We start from the raw sequence: 17,451 nt of genomic DNA, 5'->3' as shown, positions 1-17,451 counted from the left end.
CGAGGAGAATCGTTACCTGAAACGATGATGTCAAACACAACAAATGAAAATGATTTCGCTTTATCGCCGAAATATTAAGAGACTGCTTCCGAGAGTAAAAAATTTCACCATGAAATTAGCATCGCCAAATGCATTGCTTAGTGTCGGCACAAAAGCTTGATTGGTTTCCGAATACCGCTTCTATTGGTCAATTTAGAAGGATTATGTTTGGAGATTGTGAAATGGATTCTTTCAGGGATAAAAGCGCCGCAAAGCAAGCCATACCCACCAGTCCAAATAAGCCACGCTCGACCAAATGGCACCGCATGTACTTTTTTCTTGCGGGATTCGACGTGCTGGTTGTTGTGCTGAGCGTGCTATTGAATCACCTGATCGTCGATACCTATCACCGCTCCATCAAGGCAAACCAGTCGTGGGTCCAACAGCTGTCGAGCTATTCAACGCTGGGCAGCCTGGCTTCCACAGTCAATGCGCCGGGCAATAATGTATTCGATACACATAATGTTGAAGCCGAATCGCGGAACATGAATGAAGCCTTGCGCGCCTTCAACCAGCATTTGGCAATGGCTAAAAAACAGTTGGAAGAACGGATCGCTCATGAGGCTGAACACAGTGCAGATATCCAAGCCTTTACCCTTGCATTGAAGGATGAGGTGGGTGCAGTTGATGCCGCGATGGTCGAAATGGTGAACGAGGCCTTGCTGATCTTTTCCTACTTCAGGGAGGGGCAGTCGGATAATGCTGGCAAACGCATGGCAACGATGGACAGGAAGTTTGCCCAGTTGCTCGCCTCACTCAGTACCGTGCGCGATCGCGTTGGCCTGATTCAAAGCAAGCTCCTGGAGGAGGAGCTTGAGTCGGTCGAAGAACTGCGCCGGGTCGAATACGCGATCATGGTGTTCGTGCTGTTGATGGTCAGTGCGGCCATGATCTACGGGGGCAAGATCAGGCGCGAAATGGAGTCGCAAGCAGCTGAAAGGGAAGGTTATCTGGCAGTGCTGCGCGAAAGCGAGAAGCAGGCCCGCCAGCAAGCATCGCTGCTGGACAAGGCCCAGGACGCCATTGTCGTTCACGGGATGGATAACCGCATCCTGTACTGGAACAAAAGTGCCGAGCGTCTCTACGGTCTGTCAAAGGAAGAGGCACTCGGCAAATCGGCACAGGAGCTGATCTACCAGGGTAGCGCCGCATTCAATGCGGCCACTAACAGCCTGATAGAAACGGGTGACTGGGCGGACGAAGTTACACTTAGACGCCGGGATGGCTGCACCATCACGCTCGAAAGTCATCGCACCCTGGTGCGAGACGATGATGGCCAGCCGCAATCCGTTCTGTCGATCAATACAGACATCACCCACCGTAAGACCGCTGAGCAAGAGGTCCAGCGTTTGGCCTTCTACGATCAGTTGACCGGGCTGGCCAACAGGCGGCTCATGTTGGACCGGTTACAGCATCTGCTGGCGGGCAGCTCCCGTAGGCTGCATACGAGCGGGATAATTCTCATTGACCTGGATAACTTCAAGGCACTGAACGACACGCTGGGGCATGACAGAGGCGACATGTTGCTGCAGCAAGTTGCTCTGCGCCTTTGCGGCTGCATACGCGAGAGCGACACCGTGGCTCGCCTGGGCGGAGACGAATTCGTCGTCCTGCTGGATGGCCTTAATGAAAATCCTCCAGAAGCCGCTATCCAGGCCAAGGCTATTGGCGAAAAGATTCTCAACTCTCTGAACATTTCCTACCAGTTGGATGGATATGAGCACCACAGCACCCCCAGCCTCGGCATTGCGCTGTTCCAGGGGCAGCTGAGCACAGCGGACGATATTTTGAAGCGCGCTGACCTGGCGATGTATCGCGCCAAGGCGGCGGGCCGCAACACCATGCGCTTCTTCGATCCGGAAATGCAGGCGGTTGCCACGGCACGCGCCAGACTGGAAGTGGACTTGCGCCAAGGCTTGCAGGACAACGAATTCCTTCTTCATTACCAGCCGCAGGTCAATAGTGAGGGCCGTATCATTGGCGCAGAGGCACTGATGAGATGGCAGAATCCTGAGCGCGGAGTCGTGTTTCCAGGCGAGTTCATTCCATTGGCAGAGGAAACGGGGTTGATTCTGCCGTTAGGCCGTTGGGCGCTGCAGGCAGCCTGCACTCAGCTGGTTGCCTGGGCAAAGCATTCGGAAACCGCCCGGCTGGGTATGGCTGTGAATGTCAGCGCCCGCCAGTTTCACCATCCGGACTTCGTCGAGGAGGTACTGCAAGTACTGAGATACACGGGGGCCGATCCGAAGAAATTGAAACTGGAACTGACCGAGGGCCTGCTGATAGAGGATATGGAAGGTACTGTCGCCAAAATGATCGAGTTGAAAGAGATCGGCATAGGCCTTTCGCTGGATGATTTCGGAACCGGCTACTCGTCACTGTCATACCTCAAGAGCCTTCCGCTGGATCAACTCAAGATCGACCAGTCCTTTATCAGAGATGTGCTGGTTGATTCCAACGACGCCGCCATCGCCTGCGCGATTGTGAGCCTGAGCAAGATATTGGGGCTTTCGGTGATTGCAGAAGGTGTGGAGACAGAAGCTCAGCGCACCTTTCTGGTCAAGCATGGCTGCCAGACCTACCAGGGTTTCCTGTTTTCCCCGCCACTGCCAGCCGAACAATTTGTGGAGTATGTTCGCGAAAGGTTCATGGCGAGCACTGATTTCCCATGGACCAAGACTGAATCGCCATAAAGATCATAAGGCGTTCCTCAGGGATTGCAGGTGGGCGACCTGTCGGCTGAATTCAACGCTGGAAAGCCGTTGATTCGGACGCGGGCTCATGGCCTGGCTGATAGCGCGTGTGGGTTGGCCGCTCAGGCGTGCGAGCACCAACCATTGTTCGGCGACGGCGAGTTGTTCAAAGCCGGGATGGCGACGGCGCACGCGCCGCAGAATGTCCTGCTGCAAGGCTTGCAGCAAGCCGGCTTGACCGTTGCGGCGCAACAGGAAGTCGGCACTGGCGCGCAGGTGCTCCTGCAGTTGCCGGCGTGCTTTCGGTGCCGGTTCCAGCAACGGCCCCTGACGCACGCCAAAGTGCCAGAAACCCAGGCCGATCAAGGCGAACAACGCGACCAGCGCCTGGGGGAAGTAACGCAGCAGCAAGGTCGGCAGGCTGTCGTGATCGGTATTGAAGATCAGCGTCACGCGGGTGTCGGCGGTCAGGTACCAGAGCAGCCAGGCGTTGTCGTATTGCTCGACGGCCGGGGTTTTCCACAGGTCGGCATCGGTGACCACGATGATCGATCCGAGTCCGTAATCGAGTTGCATCATGTGCGTCGCCCTGGCGCTGTTGGCCCAGGCCTGGGCGAGGTTTTTCGGGTCTTCGAGATGGAAGGCGGTATCGAAACCGGCATAGGCCGGGGCGTCTTCGTCTTCCAGATAGAGCTTGGTCAGTTGTGGGTAAGGATCGTCGCCGACATCCGGTGGCGACTCCTTGAGGTCTTTGCTCAAGGACTGGCGCAGTTGTACCCGGTCAAGCAGCAGGTCATTGCTGTGGCCGATTTTTTCATCCCACAACGACTCGGCGACGAACAGCAGCCGGCCGCCGCCCCGGGTCCAGTTCATCACCTGGTCGATCTGCCGTGGCGTCATGTTGTAGCGGTCCCCGAGCAACAACAGGCTGTGTCGATGCGGATTGAGGCTGGGCAGGATGTCCAGGCCGTTGGCGTGATCGACGCTCAGGCCTTGCTGACGCAGGAACAGCTGCGCCGCCAGATAAGGGTTGGCCCTGGCTTCGGGAGAAGGACCGTGGTCGATTTCGACCTGGTAAGGGGTTGCCTTGAGGTACAGATAAACACCCAGTGCAGCCACCAGCACAGCGAGCAGGGCAATGGCGATCGTCCCCCGGCGCCGACTCAACGGAGCGCTTCCGGGTCGAACAACACGCGCCAGCCGTTACACAGTTCCTGTTGCACCTGTGCGGGGGGCAGGCGGTGACCGTAGGCCATGTCTTGCCAGTGCCCGGTCAGGTTTTTGCTGTAGGCCAGCAAGGCTGGTTGCTGTAATTGCTCGATGCGCTGCAGCACCTGCCCTTCAGTGTCGGCGGCCTCGAGCGCGATGTTGAAGTCGTGCGACAGGCGGCTGAGCAGGGCGCGATAGAGCAAGCCAAGGGCTTCGCGCGGATGGCTCTGCCAGAGGCTTTCGGCGCGGGTGGCAATGTCGGCGGGCAGGGACTCGGGCTTGAGGTCCAGTCCAAACGCCTGCTGCGGCAAGGGGTGCACGGCTTTGGCGCCGAGGGTCGGTCGCCGGCTGACGAACGCCTGCACCCAGTCGCGATAGCGCCAGATCAACAGGCCGACAGCACCGATGACGATGGCCCACAGCGCGATTTCAATCAGGTTCGCCAAGGCTCTGAAGTGCTGTCCCTCAAACAGCTTCAACAGGGACTTCAACCATTGCGGTGTCTGCCCGTCGCCGGACGCTTCAGCGTCCGGCGGGGCTTTGCTGAAGCGATAGCGTGTCACCGTTTCCCGGTTCTTGAAGGGCGGCTGTTCGAGGATTGTCTTTATGCTGTCCCTGGCGACCTGGGTGTTCAGGGGTTGGTCCAGCAGGCGTGGGCTGTCGGGTGAAATGGCCGGTTCGGCGGCCCACACGCTGTGTGCAGGTGACATCAGCAACATCACGGCAATCAACAGCACGCTGCTCGCACTGATCAGACGCTGGCGCATCCGGCGGAACACCAGTTCAATATCCCAGGCCTCCAGCACAGTGCGCCGGTTCAAATAAAGGCTGAAACCGCAGGCGACATAGATCGGCTCCCAGACCACCAACACCATTGCATAAAACAGGTTGGTCAGGTGTTCCAGCCAGCGCCAGTCCTGGGTGGCCGCAGAGATCAGCGACTGCCAGCTCCAGTCCAGCGCGACCTGTTGTGGCAACAGCAGATAGAACAACACCATCAAGCCGATCCACAGCGCGCCTTCCAGGTGCGCGCCGATGATCGTCAGCCAGCGTGCGGCGCCGGCGTCCCGCTGCAGCAGCACCGCTAAACGCTGCTGGCGTTGTTGTCCGTCCAGGCCTTCGAGTTGCGCCACCGGCATCACGAAACTGCGCTGCAGACTCAGGCGTCGCCAGCTCAGGCTGGCCAGCAATTGCCCTTTGAGCAACCGCGGCCATTGCCGCAGGGCCTGCTTGACCGTGGGTGTTTCGCCGAACATGGCTTTGGACAGGATGTACAAGGGCAAACGGTCGAATGCCGGTTTCAGCCACCAGAAAATCAACACGGCGAGAGAAGGCGAGTCCCAGAGCCCCCAACTGAGCAACGCGAACACCGGCAACGTGAGCAACGCCCAACTGGTCATCAGCAGGCGTCGGTGGCGCTGGCTCAGGAGCACGCCGAGGTCCATGGCTTCCCAGGTCGAGCGCGGGCGAATGACCACGCTGGCGTCATTCAGGCGCATGGCGGCGACGTCCGGCGAATACGAAATAAACCACCACCAGCAACCAGAGCGCCGCGCCGACCAGGTACTTGGTCTGGTACGAAGGGCGAGTCATCGATGACCAGTAGGCTTCGATAAACGCCGCGATCAACAGGAACAGCATGACCCCGCAGATCAGCAGCACGCTCTCGCGCGCCGCCAATCGCAAGGACTCGGCACGGGGCAGGCGCCCCGGGGCGACCAACGCCCAACCCAGCTTCAGACCGGCGGCGCCTGCCAGGGCGATGGCGCTGAGTTCGAAAGCGCCATGACCGATCACGAATGACCAGAAGGTCTGCCCGTAGCCGACGTAGGTCAGGTGCCCGGCCACGGCACCAATCATCAGACCGTTGTAAATCAGGAAGAACACGCTGCCCAGGCCAAACAGCAAACCGCTGGCGAAGGTCTGAAAGGCAATGCCGATGTTGTGCATGATGTAGTAGCCGAACATCACCCAGTCTTCACTGGCGACCCGTTGCACCGAGCGCCCGAGGTGACCGGCAACGGGGTCGTACATGCTTTGCATTTCGCTGACCTGCTCGGCGGGGATCAGGTTGTAGATCAGGTCCGGGAACAGGTACACCAGCAGCGTGAAACCGGCCAGGCTGACAAAGAACATCAGACTGGCGGCGAGCACGAAACGCCACTGTTCGCGAACCAGGCGCGGGAAATCCGCGAGGATGAAAGCCAGCGCATTGGCCCCCAGGCGGCTGCGGTGACGGTAAAGCTGTTGATGCCCGCGCAGCACCTGTTGCTGCAACGAGTCGATCAGAAAACTGCTGTAGCCACGCTCCCGTGCCAGTGCCAGGTGTTGGCACAGGCGTCGGTAGTCCTTCGGGAAACTGCCGGTGTCGGTGACCTTGCCGTCCCGTTCCAACTGCTCGAGCAGCCCGCAGAAACGGTCCCACTCGGCCTTGTGCCGACGTTCAAAAAGGCTTTGCTTCATGTCGGCCCCAGCAGGCCGCGGGCGATGCCATTGAGCTCGGTCACCGCCTGCGCGGCCGGGACGTGCAACGGTTGGGCGAGGATCGCAGCCAGTTCATCGACCCGCGCCCGGGAGAGTTCGCCCTGGCGCTCGGCAAACCCGAGAATGGCCCGTTGCTCGCTGAGCGTCAGGGCAAATGCCGTGCGGCGGGGCTGGGCTTCGGGGAGTTCGGGGCGGGTGTGCGAGCGTTCGCGGTAGATCACCAGGGTCCCGGCGGCGATATCGCCAAGGCGCTTGAAGTGGGGGTGTTGCAGGCAGCTGATGGCCCCGAGGAAGTAACCGAAGGGCAACAGGTCGACAACGCGCAGCAGGTTGCGCAGCAGCGACGCGGACCAGCCGACCGGGGTGCCATCGTCGTGCACCACCCGCAGTCCCATCCATTGCTTGCCCGGCGAGCGCCCCTGGTTGAGCACCTCGAACAGCACCATGTACCACCAGCTCACCCCGAACAGCAGGATCGACCCCAGCCCGGCGCCCAATTTGCCGAGCATCGCCAGCGCAATGAACAGCACACCAAGGACCAGGCCGCGCAAACCAAGATCGATGGCGAACGCCAGCGCACGAACCATCAACCCGGCCGGACGCAGTGGCAGGTCGACGCCCTCCGGCGTTTCGACCTGGTACCGCGTATCCAGCGGGGGTGACAGCGGCGCATTCCGTGGCTGTGCTGTGGTCTCGAGCATGGGCAACCTGATGATGTGACCTGGGTCGGGATTCTCTGTCTATCCGATGCTAGCAGCCTATTCGAGGGGCGGGGGCGCAGGGAAATGACATAACCATGTATTGCATGGTGAGCCGGGCAAGCTGCTTGAATGACAAGACTACTGGCCGTGGCGGGAGGTGAACGCCTAGACTTTGCCGATCTTCAGTTCAGGAATCGCCCGTGACCTCCATCTTCTGGTACGACTACGAAACCACTGGCATCAATCCCCGTTGCGACCGTCCGTTGCAAATGGCCGGCCTGCGCACCGACTTCGATCTCAATGAAATCGACGAGCCGGTCAATCTGTATTGCCAACCCAGCGACGACATCCTGCCGCACCCGGCCGCTTGTGCGATCACGGGAATCACGCCCGGGCAACTGCAGGCGCAGGGCTTGAGCGAAGCGGATTTCATGACACGGGTGCATGCCCAGCTTGCGGCACCGGGCACCTGTGGCGCGGGGTACAACACGCTGCGTTTCGATGACGAGATGACCCGCTACAGCCTGTACCGAAACTTTTTCGACCCTTATGCGCGGGAATGGCAGGGCGGCAACAGCCGCTGGGACCTGATCGATGTGGTGCGCGCCGCTTATGCCTTGCGCCCCGATGGCCTGCAATGGCCGACGGACGACGAAGGGCGGGTCACCCTCAAGCTTGAACGCCTGACCGCGGCCAACGGCATCGATCATGGCAATGCCCACGAGGCGCTGTCGGATGTTCGCGCGACAATTGCCCTGGCGCGCCTCATTCGGGAAAAACAGCCAAAGCTCTACGCCTGGCTGTTCCAACTGCGCAGCAAGCAAAAAGTCATGGACCAGATACGCCTGCTGCAACCGCTGGTGCATGTTTCCGGACGCTTTTCGGCGGCGCGCAGCTATGTGGGGGTGGTGTTGCCGCTGGCCTGGCACCCACGCAACAAAAACGCCCTGATTGTCTGTGACCTGCACCTCGACCCCCAGGGCCTGCTCGACCTGGATGCCGAAAGTTTGCGTCAGCGCTTGTATACCCGCCACGACGAACTGGCCGAGGGAGAGTTGCCAGTGCCGTTGAAGCTGATTCACATCAACAAGTGCCCGGTGGTGGCCCCGTTGTCGGTACTTCGCCAGGATGATCAGCAGCGCCTGGGTCTGGACATGGCGTTGTATCAGCAGCGAGTGCTGCAGCTAAATGACACGCGGAAAGTTTGGCTGGATAAAGTCCTGGCGATTTATGCCCGCGAAGATTTTTCCCAGAGCCAGGATCCGGAGCAACAGTTATACGATGGATTCATCGGTGATCGGGACCGGCGTTTGTGCGAACAAGTCAGAACCGTTGACCCGATGCAGTTGGCACAAGAGCAGTGGCCTTTCGATGACGAACGCTTGCCTGAATTATTATTTCGATATCGCGCACGCAACTTTCCCGATACGTTGAATGCCGAGGAGCAAGAGCGCTGGCGAATATTCTGTCAGAAGCGTTTGTCAGACCCCGGATGGGGGGCGCCAAATACCCTCGAAAGTTTTGTAGAGGCTGCGGCCCAATTGAGCGTTAGTGCCAGTGCGTTTCAGCAGGGGGTGCTCGGTGAGTGGCAGGATTATGTCCTGGGATTGCGTCAGCGTTTGCATCTTTGAAATCGAACCTGCCGGTGCTTAAATACCGCGCATAAAAAACGCCAGCATTTGCTGGCGTTCCTTTTTTTGTCACGGATCCATCTGCGACAGGCTCTGAGGCTTAGCCCAGCAGGGTAGCCCAGCCTTCTACCACGTCGCCGCCCCACTTGGCTTTCCACTCTTTCAGAGTCTTGTGGTTGCCACCTTTGGTTTCGATGACTTCGCCGTTGTGCGGGTTTTTGTATTGTTTAACTTTGCGAGCACGCTTGGTGCCGGTAGTTTTCACTGCACCGCCGCGTGGTGCCTTGGTTTTCGACTCTGGATCCAGCAGCGCGATGATGTCACGCAGGGACTTGGAGTATTCACCCATCAAGGTGCGCAGTTTGCCTTCGAATTCCAGCTCGGTTTGCAGTTTGTCGTCTTGGGACAGGTTCTTCAAACGGGCTTGCAGCTCTTTGATAGCTTCTTCGGTGGCGCGATATTCGTTGATCAAGGACATGGGAACTACCTTATGTTGTACGCTGGATGGCAGATGACAGTGCGGCAATAATAGTCACGGTGTTTCATCAAGTAAACATTTAAGACAACTTTATTTAATTTAGTTGCTGTGTCTCGGGTGCACATTGGTAATGCCGTTATTAGTGTGATCCCGGTCCGTCAGATATACATAATTTAACAATTGCCCGGCACCGCTAGAGCATCCGGACGAACCGGCACGGGTGTTGTCGCTCCAGCCGCACCGACCTTCCGGCAGGACGAAACGTCAACAATACTGCAGTTTTGCTGCGCAATCGCTAGAATGGCGGCCTTTGCGAAGTTCTGGAGTTTCCCCCTCATGCGCACTTTTCGTCTGGTGATTTCTTGCCCGGACCGTGTTGGCATCGTTGCCAAAGTCAGTAACTTTCTGGCATCACACAACGGTTGGATCACTGAAGCGAGCCATCACTCGGACAATCTCAGTGGCTGGTTCTTCATGCGTCACGAAATCCGTGCCGACTCCCTGCCATTTGGTATCGAAGCGTTGCGCGAAGCCTTTGCCCCGATCGCCGAAGAGTTCTCGATGGACTGGCGTATCACCGATACCGAACAAAAGAAGCGTGTCGTGCTGATGGCCAGCCGCGAGTCGCACTGCCTGGCCGACTTGCTGCATCGCTGGCACAGCGATGAACTGGACTGCGAAATCTCCTGCGTGATTTCCAACCATGATGACTTGCGCAGCATGGTGGAGTGGCACGGCATTCCGTACTACCACGTTCCGGTCAATCCGCAGGACAAGCAGCCGGCTTTCGCCGAGGTATCGCGCCTGGTCAAACAGCACGACGCCGAAGTGGTGGTGCTGGCCCGTTACATGCAAATCCTGCCGCCCGAGTTGTGCAGCGAATATGCGCACAAGGTGATCAACATTCACCACAGCTTCCTGCCGTCGTTCGTCGGTGCCAAGCCGTATCACCAGGCCTCCCTGCGCGGTGTGAAACTGATCGGCGCGACTTGCCACTATGTGACCGAAGAGCTGGATGCCGGCCCGATCATCGAGCAGGACGTGGTGCGTGTCAGCCACAGCGACAGCATCGAAGACATGGTGCGTTTCGGCCGCGATGTCGAGAAGATGGTGCTGGCCCGTGGCCTGCGTTATCACCTGGAAGACCGGGTGCTGGTGCATGGCAACAAAACCGTCGTCTTCTGATAGACCTGCGGGACAGTTGATATTCGAAGGGCCTGGGCGTTCAATCGCTCCAGGCCCTTCGCCGTTTCTGCACCGAGGACATGACCATGGCCGATCCACTGGACAAAGCCACATCCAAGGCTCCCGCCACGCTGGGCGAAGGTTGCCTGAGCCGCTACGACCCGGATGACATGGGACCTGAAGACGGTACAGAGTTTCCGGGGGCAGCCGAGTTGTGGAAGCAACTGCAGCAGGAGTCTGACGATGAAACCGGGAAGGATTAAAAAGATCGCAGGCTGCGATCTTTTCAGGCCTGCCTGATTTTCATCAGTTTCTTCAGCAGCGGCCGCCCCAGCATCAGCAGAAACACTGGCCCACCGACCAGCAAATAGAAGTAATACGTCACCGCCCGCCAGATCAGAATCGCCGCGGCTGCCGTGGATTTCCCGACCATGGGTGCCAAAAGCGCTGCCGACGTCAGTTCCGCCGCCCCGGCTCCGCCCGGCAGTAGGCTGAATTGCCCGGCGCTCAGCGCCAGCATCTGGATCAGAAAACTCCAGGCCCACTGCAAATCCGCGCCGAGCCCGCGTAACGCCAGATAGAGCACGCTGTAGCGCAGGAGCCAATGCACACAGGTCAGGACGAAAACCTTGATCAAGGTCTGCGCGGGCAATTTCAGCGTGTCGGTGAACGCCGCCAGAAACTGCAGGAGCTTGCGTGCCCAGCGCATTCGCGTGGCTGCCTTGACATTGACTCGGGCGAGCCATCGACCGCTCAGGCGAATCAACGAGCGGTGATAGCGGGCGACCATGGCGCAGGTGATCAAGCCGCCGAACAGCGAAACAGCACTGACCATCAGCATCCATTCCATGCGCTGACTGAGGTGCTGGAACAGGGCGTAAACAAGAATCCCGCTCAGGGCGCAGAGGAAAAACAGCAAGTCGCTCAGTTGGTCCATGGCAAACACGGCACTGCCCCTGGCCGGACGCACGCCGTGACGCGCCAGCAACGCCATGATCGTCAGCGGCCCGCCGCTGCCGCCGGGCGTGGCGCAGTAGGCAAATTCGGCGGCCATCACCACGCCAAGGCTCCTGAACCGGCTGACCTTGTGGCGTTGATCCCCCAGCAACAGGCGCAAACGCAGGGTGTTCACCCCCCAGCACAGCAGGATCATGCCGAACATGATCAACAGCCACGGCAGCGGAAAACCGCTCAGCCGGGAACCGATTTCGCTGCCGCCCAACAGTAACGGAATCAGCACTGCCGCGAGCAGGCCGACGAGCAATAGCAGGGCGCGACTCATGCGGCGCAGCCCATCCGGTTGTTTTGCAGCGCCAGCCACTGGGACTTGGTCATCGGAATGCGTCCATTATCGAGCAGGCGTTCAAGGGTTTGCAGCCAGTATCGGTGCGAGAACTCGTGGCGCATGTCCACCGGGTGCAAGCCCAGGCGAATCACCGGGGCGTGCTGCCAGCGTTGTTCACGGTGGTCGCTGACGAGCTTCGATACACCCCGGCGCCAGGCACTGCGCGCACTCCAGACCAGCCCCGGCGCCTCGATCGCGGTGAAATCCGGTAGCCGGTATAAATGCTGCGAGTCGCTGGTGTAACTCAACGGCAGTTGGCGCAATGCCTGGCGAGTGCCCTGGCTCATCAGCCAGGCCGGGGCGACGAACCCTTCCAGCGGCCAGTCATGCCGGTGGAACATCTCGATGCCCGAGCGCAGGCGGGTGAGGGCGGTTTCTTGTGACAAACGATAAAACTCGCCTTCGTGGGTGTAGACCCGACGCATGAACCAGTCGCGGGGATTGAGGGGCATCGGCCCCTCGTCGCTATGGAAATAGCCATGCAGTGCCAGTTCGTCGCCCCGGGCGACCCTGGCACTGAGCTGGCGGCATAACGGCGGATGGGCGTCCAGGTTGTTGTGTTTGTGGTAATCGGGAACCACCAGCCAGGTGATCGGCACGTCCCCCAAGGCGTCGACGGCTTTGACGAACGGTTGGTAATCGGCCCAGGTGGGGGGTGCCACGTCGTGCAGTACCAGCAGTAAAGCGGGCCTGTTCATGGACTCAACCATTGGCTGTCAGCGGCCATTGGCTGCCGAGCACGGCGTGGTAGTGGCACAGCAAACTGGTGACCACCGTGTCCCAGGCGTAATGCCGTTCGGCATGTAACCGCGCTTGGCGGCCCAGGGCTACGCTGCCCGAGCCGAACAGGTCTCGAACAGCGGTGGCCATCGCGGCTGGATCGTTCGGCGCGCAAAGCCGGCCGCAGTCCTCGGTGACGATTTCCTCGAAAGCCCCGGCCGCCACGGCCACTACCGGAATACCGCTGGCCATGGCTTCGAGTATCACCAGACCGAAGGTTTCCTGATCGCCGGCGTGCAGCAAGGCGTCGGCGCTGGCCATCAGGCGGGCCACCTGTGGCGCCGGGCAGAACTGGTCGATCACTGTCACATTGGACGGCACGGCTGTCGGCATCGACGAGCCAACCAGCAGCAGGTGATAGCGGCGGCCCAGGCGTTTCATGCAGTCGAGCAGCACTGGCAGGTTTTTTTCCTTGGAACCGCGCCCGGCGAAGATCAGCAGCCGGGTGTTGTCGTCCAGGCCCAACTCGACCCGCAGCCCGGGGTCTCTGGCAATGGGATTGAAGGTTTGCAGGTCGACGCCCAAGGGTTGCACGAACACATTCCTGACCCCAAGCCCGGTGAGTTTGTCGGCCATGACCCGACTGGGCGCCAGGACCCGGTCGAAGTTGCCGTAGAGCTTGCTGACATAGGCCTCGACGTTATTGGTCACCCAGTTGCCCATGCGGTTGCTGACCAGCAGCGGCAGGTCCGAGTGATAGAAACCTATGACCGGTACATCGAGTTGCCGCCGTGCATCCAGCGCTGCCCATGCGGTGAGGTAGGGGTCGCCGACTTCGATCAGGTCAGGTTGCAAATCCTGCAGGACATTGCGCCAGGGCGCGAGACGCAGCGGGAAGCGATAGCCTTTGCCGAAGGGCAAGGCAGGGGCTGGAACGGTGAAGATGCCATCCTGCTCGCTCAAGGACGATCCGGGGATCAGCAAACTGTGGCGAATGCCCGGCTTGATGCCCAGGCGACGGTGCTTTGCATCCAGATAAGTGCGCACGCCACCGCTGGCAGGGGCGTAGAACATGGTGATGTCAGCGATATGCACGATGAACGATCCTCCGGTTCCAGTATTCCCTTGGTTGACCTTTATGAAGGATAGATGTTCGGTTGGGGTTGTGCGGGTGGGGTGTCAGCGGGTTTTGTAGTGTTTGGCAGGCCGCCTTCGCGAGCAAGCCCGCTCCCACAGGTTCAGTGAAAACTTTGTGGGAGCGGGCTTGTTCGCGAAGGGTCCGGTGAGCGCGCCTCAGATCCTGAAACTACCCACCAACTGCTTCAACCGCGCCGCCTGCTGCTCAAGGTCCGAGCACGCGCGCAAGGTCGATTGCAGGTTTTCCACGCCTTCCTGGTTCAGCGTGTTGATCTCGGTGATGTCGACGTTGATCGACTCCACCACGGCGGTCTGTTCTTCGGTCGCGGTGGCCACCGACTGGTTCATGCCGTCGATTTCCCCGATACGCAAGGTCACGCTGTTCAGGCGTTCGCCCGCGAGGTTGGCGATTTCCACACTGTCCTGGCTGTGGCGCTGACTGTCACTCATGGTGCTCACCGATTCCCGGGCGCCGACTTGCAGTTCCTCGATCATGGTTTGCACCTGTTGCGCCGATTCCTGCGTGCGGTGTGCCAGGTTGCGCACCTCATCCGCCACCACGGCAAAACCTCGACCGGCTTCACCGGCGCGGGCGGCTTCAATCGCGGCATTGAGTGCGAGCAAGTTGGTTTGCTGGGAAATGCTGGTGATCACTTCGAGAATCTGCCCGATGTTCACGGTTTTGCTGTTGAGCGATTCGATATTGGTGCTCGAGGCGCTGAGCATGCTCGACAGTTGATTCATCGCCACGATGCTGCGGTCCACCACTTGCTGGCCGTCTTCGGCCAGGCTGCGGGCATCGCTGGCCTGGCTCGAAGCCTGAGCGGCGTTGCGGGCGATTTCCTGCGCGGCGGCGCCGAGCTGATTAATGGCGGCCGCGACACTGCTGGTGCGCGAGGCTTGCTGGTCGGAGTTGAACATCGACGAGTTGGAGGCCGCGACCACGCGCAACGCCACTTCGTTGACTTGCCCGGTGGCCGAGGACACTTCGCGGATCGAGCCGTGAATGCGCTCGACGAAACGGTTGAACGCAGTGCCGAGGGTGCCGAATTCGTCATTGTTCTGGATGGTCAGGCGTTTGGTCAGGTCACCTTCGCCGTCGGCGATGTCGGCCATGGCGCGGGTCATGACGTGCAACGGCTGGATCAGGATGCGAATCAACATGCCGAGCAGGGCGATGATGATGGCCACGGCAATGATGGTTGCAACCACAGCCGAGGTGCGGAACTCGCTGAGCATCGAGTAGGCTTTTTCCTTGTCGACCGACAGACCGATGTACCAGTTGACCGATGGCAAGCCCTTGATCGGGGTAAAGCTGACAATGCGGGTCTTGCCGTCGACGTCCACTTCGCTGAAGCCGTTGCCGATGCGCGGGGTGTCTTTCGGATACGCCTCGCTCAGGGACTTCATCACCAGCGCTTTGTCCGGGTGAACCAGGATCTTGCCGTCGGCGCTGACCAGAAACGCGTAACCCATGCCATCGAAGTCGCGGGCGCTGAGGGTCGCGATCAGGGTTTGCAGGCTCAGGTCGCCACCCACCACACCAACGCTCTGTCCGGCTTTTTTCGAAGCCGTGGCCATCGAGATGATCAGTTGACCGGTTGCCGCATCGATGTAGGGTTCGGTCAGGGTCGGCGTGCTGCTGTTTTCAGCGCCTTTGTACCAGGGGCGAACACGCGGATCGAAACCGTCAGGCATCTTCGCGTCCGGACGAATGGTGAAGTGTCCGGTGGCATCACCCAGGTAGGACGCCATGAAAGTCGACGTCAGGGTTTTCTGCTCAAGCAGGCTGGCGACATTGGCTTGTTCGGGGTTGATGGCGATGTTTTGCGAGAGGTTCTCGATCAGCAAAATACGCCCGGCCAGCCAGGTCTGGATGTTGTTGGCGGTGACGTCACCCATCTCGTTGAGATAGTTATCGAGGTCTTCGCGGATGGCATTGCGCTGCAAATAGTCGTTGTACAGCGTGAATGAGGCGAAGGCGGCAATAACAATGAGGGCGGCGGCAAGCAGGATTTTATGGCTGAAACGCAGATTTTTGTTCATGGCTTGGGGTTCCGCTAAGGTCTTAATGTCCAGCGCGTGCTTTTATAAAGGGACGCACGACGGGCAAGGTTAAAAGCAATTGAATTTTCCGACTCTCCTTAGGGAAATTTCCTACCAGATCGTGTCTGACTGCTTTGTCGTTATCTCTATCGGCCGTGTAGGACCAAAGATTAATCATGGGTGACCAAATGCCTGACTCACTGCAACTCGTTATCGGCGCCGACCTCAAAGGGCAGCCGATTGCCCAGGCTATGCGCCTGGCCAATCGCCACGGTTTGATCGCGGGCGCGACCGGCACCGGAAAAACCGTGACGTTGCAACGAATGGCCGAAGCTTTCAGCGATGCCGGCGTGGCGGTGTTCGCCGCCGACATCAAGGGTGACCTGTGCGGCCTTGGCGCCGCGGGCAACCCCCAGGGCAAGGTCGCCGAGCGGATTGCCGGGATGCCGTGGCTCAACCACAAGCCTCAGGCTTATCCGGTGACGTTGTGGGACGTACAGGGTCAGTCCGGTCATCCTTTACGCACAACCTTGAGTGAAATGGGGCCGCTGCTGTTGGGCAGCCTGCTGGAACTGACCGACAGTCAGCAGTCGGCGCTGTACGCGGCGTTCAAGGTGGCGGACCGCGAAGGCCTGTTGTTGCTCGATCTCAAGGATCTGAAGGCGTTGCTCAATCACCTGCGGGACAACCCCGAGTTGCTGGGCGACGATGCGGCATTGATGACCACCGGCTCGAGCCAGGCGCTGCTGCGACGTCTGGCGACCCTGGAGCAACAGGGCGCCGATGCCTTGTTTGGCGAGCCGGCGCTGCAACTCGAAGACATCCTCCAACCGACGGCCGATGGCCGCGGGCGCATTCATTTGCTGGATGCCAGCCGTCTGGTGCATGAAGCGCCGAAAGTCTACGCGACGTTCCTGCTGTGGCTGCTGGCCGAGCTGTTCGAGCAACTGCCGGAGCGTGGCGATGCCGACAAACCATTGCTGGCGCTGTTCTTCGACGAGGCCCACTTGTTGTTCAACGGTACGCCCCAGGCATTGCGTGATCGCCTGGAACAAGTCGTGAGGCTGATTCGTTCAAAAGGCGTGGGTGTGTATTTCGTCACCCAGTCGCCGGGTGACCTGCCGGATGATGTGCTGGCTCAGTTGGGTTTGCGCATCCAGCACGGTCTGCGTGCGTTTACCGCCAAGGAGCAAAAGTCCCTGCGCGCAGTGGCCGAAGGTTTCCGGCCGAATCCGGCGTTTGATGCGTTGTCGGTGTTGACCGAACTCGGGATCGGCGAAGCGCTGGTCGGAACGTTGCAGGAGAAAGGCACCCCGGAAATGGTCCAGCGAGTGCTGGTCGCGCCGCCGCAATCGCGGATCGGGCCTTTGACCGGTGCCGAGCGTACGGCGCTGATTGCCGGTTCGCCGTTGCAGGGGCGTTATGACAAGCCGATTGACCGCGAATCGGCCTATGAAGTGCTGATGGGGCGCAAGGGCCTGGCGCCCGAGCCCGAAGCGGAGCAGGGCAAACAGGAACCGAGTTTCACCGAACAGGCGGGTGAGTTCCTCGGTACAGCAGCAGGGAAGGCGCTGAAATCGGCGATGCAACAGGCGGCGAACCAGCTTGGCCGACAGTTGGTGCGCGGCTTGATGGGCTCATTGCTGGGTGGCAGCAAACGCCGCTAGCTTGAGCGAACACAGTCAATGTGGGAGCGGGCTTGCTCGCGAATGCGGTGTGTCATTCAACGAAAATGTCGATTGATAAACCCATTCGCGAGCAAGCCCGCTCCCACAGGGTTTCT

General features: G+C 59.7%; 14 protein-coding genes. 5 read left to right on the top strand and 9 right to left on the bottom strand.

Annotated features, from left to right (window positions below; translation table 11 throughout):
• Window positions 1-221: 221 nt before the first annotated feature.
• Window positions 222-2,732 (top strand): bifunctional diguanylate cyclase/phosphodiesterase, encoded by a 2,511-nt coding sequence (locus tag BSF40_RS12925; RefSeq protein WP_095965413.1) that lies wholly within the window; start codon window positions 222-224, stop codon window positions 2,730-2,732.
• Window positions 2,733-2,735: 3 nt separating this feature from the next.
• On the opposite strand, the gene BSF40_RS12920 is transcribed toward BSF40_RS12925, so the two are convergent.
• From BSF40_RS12920 to BSF40_RS12905, 4 genes are read right to left on the bottom strand one after another with little or no spacing between them, the layout of a single operon-like run.
• Window positions 2,736-3,899, bottom strand: a complete 1,164-nt coding sequence (locus tag BSF40_RS12920; RefSeq protein WP_095965412.1) for a DUF4350 domain-containing protein — start codon at window positions 3,897-3,899, stop codon at window positions 2,736-2,738.
• On the bottom strand, window positions 3,896-5,440 hold the full coding sequence (locus tag BSF40_RS12915; RefSeq protein ID WP_095965411.1) for a DUF4129 domain-containing protein: 1,545 nt from the start codon (window positions 5,438-5,440) through the stop codon (window positions 3,896-3,898). The genes BSF40_RS12920 and BSF40_RS12915 overlap by 4 nt, the downstream gene beginning before the upstream one ends.
• Window positions 5,427-6,404 carry a stage II sporulation protein M gene (locus tag BSF40_RS12910; RefSeq protein ID WP_095965603.1) on the bottom strand — a complete coding sequence of 326 codons (978 nt, stop codon included), beginning with the start codon at window positions 6,402-6,404 and terminating at the stop codon, window positions 5,427-5,429. Before BSF40_RS12910 ends, BSF40_RS12915 begins: the two co-directional genes overlap by 14 nt.
• Window positions 6,401-7,126 carry an RDD family protein gene (locus tag BSF40_RS12905; RefSeq protein WP_095965410.1) on the bottom strand — a complete coding sequence of 242 codons (726 nt, stop codon included), beginning with the start codon at window positions 7,124-7,126 and terminating at the stop codon, window positions 6,401-6,403. The genes BSF40_RS12910 and BSF40_RS12905 overlap by 4 nt, the downstream gene beginning before the upstream one ends.
• Before the next feature lie 200 nt (window positions 7,127-7,326).
• Here BSF40_RS12905 and sbcB point away from each other — a divergent pair, with 200 nt between their 5' ends.
• Entirely contained in the window at window positions 7,327-8,757 is a 1,431-nt protein-coding gene (gene sbcB / locus BSF40_RS12900) for an exodeoxyribonuclease I (RefSeq protein ID WP_095965409.1), read from the top strand.
• Window positions 8,758-8,857: 100 nt separating this feature from the next.
• Here the strand turns inward: sbcB and mvaT are convergent, their stop codons facing one another.
• The gene (gene mvaT, locus BSF40_RS12895) at window positions 8,858-9,235 is read right to left on the bottom strand and encodes a histone-like nucleoid-structuring protein MvaT (protein WP_007933316.1); all 378 of its coding nucleotides are present in this window, start codon (window positions 9,233-9,235) and stop codon (window positions 8,858-8,860) included.
• Window positions 9,236-9,571: 336 nt separating this feature from the next.
• Here mvaT and purU point away from each other — a divergent pair, with 336 nt between their 5' ends.
• Together purU and BSF40_RS32715 are read left to right on the top strand one after the other, a co-directional pair.
• Entirely contained in the window at window positions 9,572-10,420 is an 849-nt protein-coding gene (gene purU, locus BSF40_RS12890) for a formyltetrahydrofolate deformylase (RefSeq protein WP_007977367.1), read from the top strand.
• 86 nt (window positions 10,421-10,506) lie between these two features.
• Entirely contained in the window at window positions 10,507-10,683 is a 177-nt protein-coding gene (locus BSF40_RS32715) for a hypothetical protein (RefSeq protein ID WP_172435704.1), read from the top strand.
• A gap of 23 nt (window positions 10,684-10,706) precedes the next feature.
• On the opposite strand, the gene BSF40_RS12885 is transcribed toward BSF40_RS32715, so the two are convergent.
• From BSF40_RS12885 to BSF40_RS12870, 4 genes are all read right to left on the bottom strand, one after another.
• A complete protein-coding gene (locus tag BSF40_RS12885) occupies window positions 10,707-11,702 on the bottom strand; it encodes a lysylphosphatidylglycerol synthase transmembrane domain-containing protein (protein WP_095965408.1) in 996 nt (331 codons plus the stop codon).
• Window positions 11,699-12,475, bottom strand: a complete 777-nt coding sequence (locus tag BSF40_RS12880; RefSeq protein WP_095965407.1) for a DUF2334 domain-containing protein — start codon at window positions 12,473-12,475, stop codon at window positions 11,699-11,701. The genes BSF40_RS12885 and BSF40_RS12880 overlap by 4 nt, the downstream gene beginning before the upstream one ends.
• Complete coding sequence (locus BSF40_RS12875) at window positions 12,468-13,580, bottom strand: glycosyltransferase family 1 protein (RefSeq protein ID WP_095965406.1); 1,113 nt, start codon at window positions 13,578-13,580, stop codon at window positions 12,468-12,470. The genes BSF40_RS12880 and BSF40_RS12875 overlap by 8 nt, the downstream gene beginning before the upstream one ends.
• Before the next feature lie 198 nt (window positions 13,581-13,778).
• Window positions 13,779-15,668, bottom strand: coding sequence for a methyl-accepting chemotaxis protein (locus tag BSF40_RS12870; RefSeq protein WP_095965405.1), 1,890 nt, complete (start codon window positions 15,666-15,668; stop codon window positions 13,779-13,781).
• A gap of 188 nt (window positions 15,669-15,856) precedes the next feature.
• On the opposite strand from BSF40_RS12870, the gene BSF40_RS12865 reads away from it, so the two are divergent.
• Window positions 15,857-17,335, top strand: coding sequence for a helicase HerA-like domain-containing protein (locus BSF40_RS12865; RefSeq protein ID WP_095965602.1), 1,479 nt, complete (start codon window positions 15,857-15,859; stop codon window positions 17,333-17,335).
• Window positions 17,336-17,451 lie beyond the last annotated feature (116 nt).

Source organism: Pseudomonas sp. ACN5, from assembly GCF_002303975.1.
In the GTDB taxonomy this organism is placed as follows: domain Bacteria; phylum Pseudomonadota; class Gammaproteobacteria; order Pseudomonadales; family Pseudomonadaceae; genus Aquipseudomonas; species Aquipseudomonas laurylsulfatiphila.
This window is presented reverse-complemented; position numbering and strand designations above follow the sequence as displayed.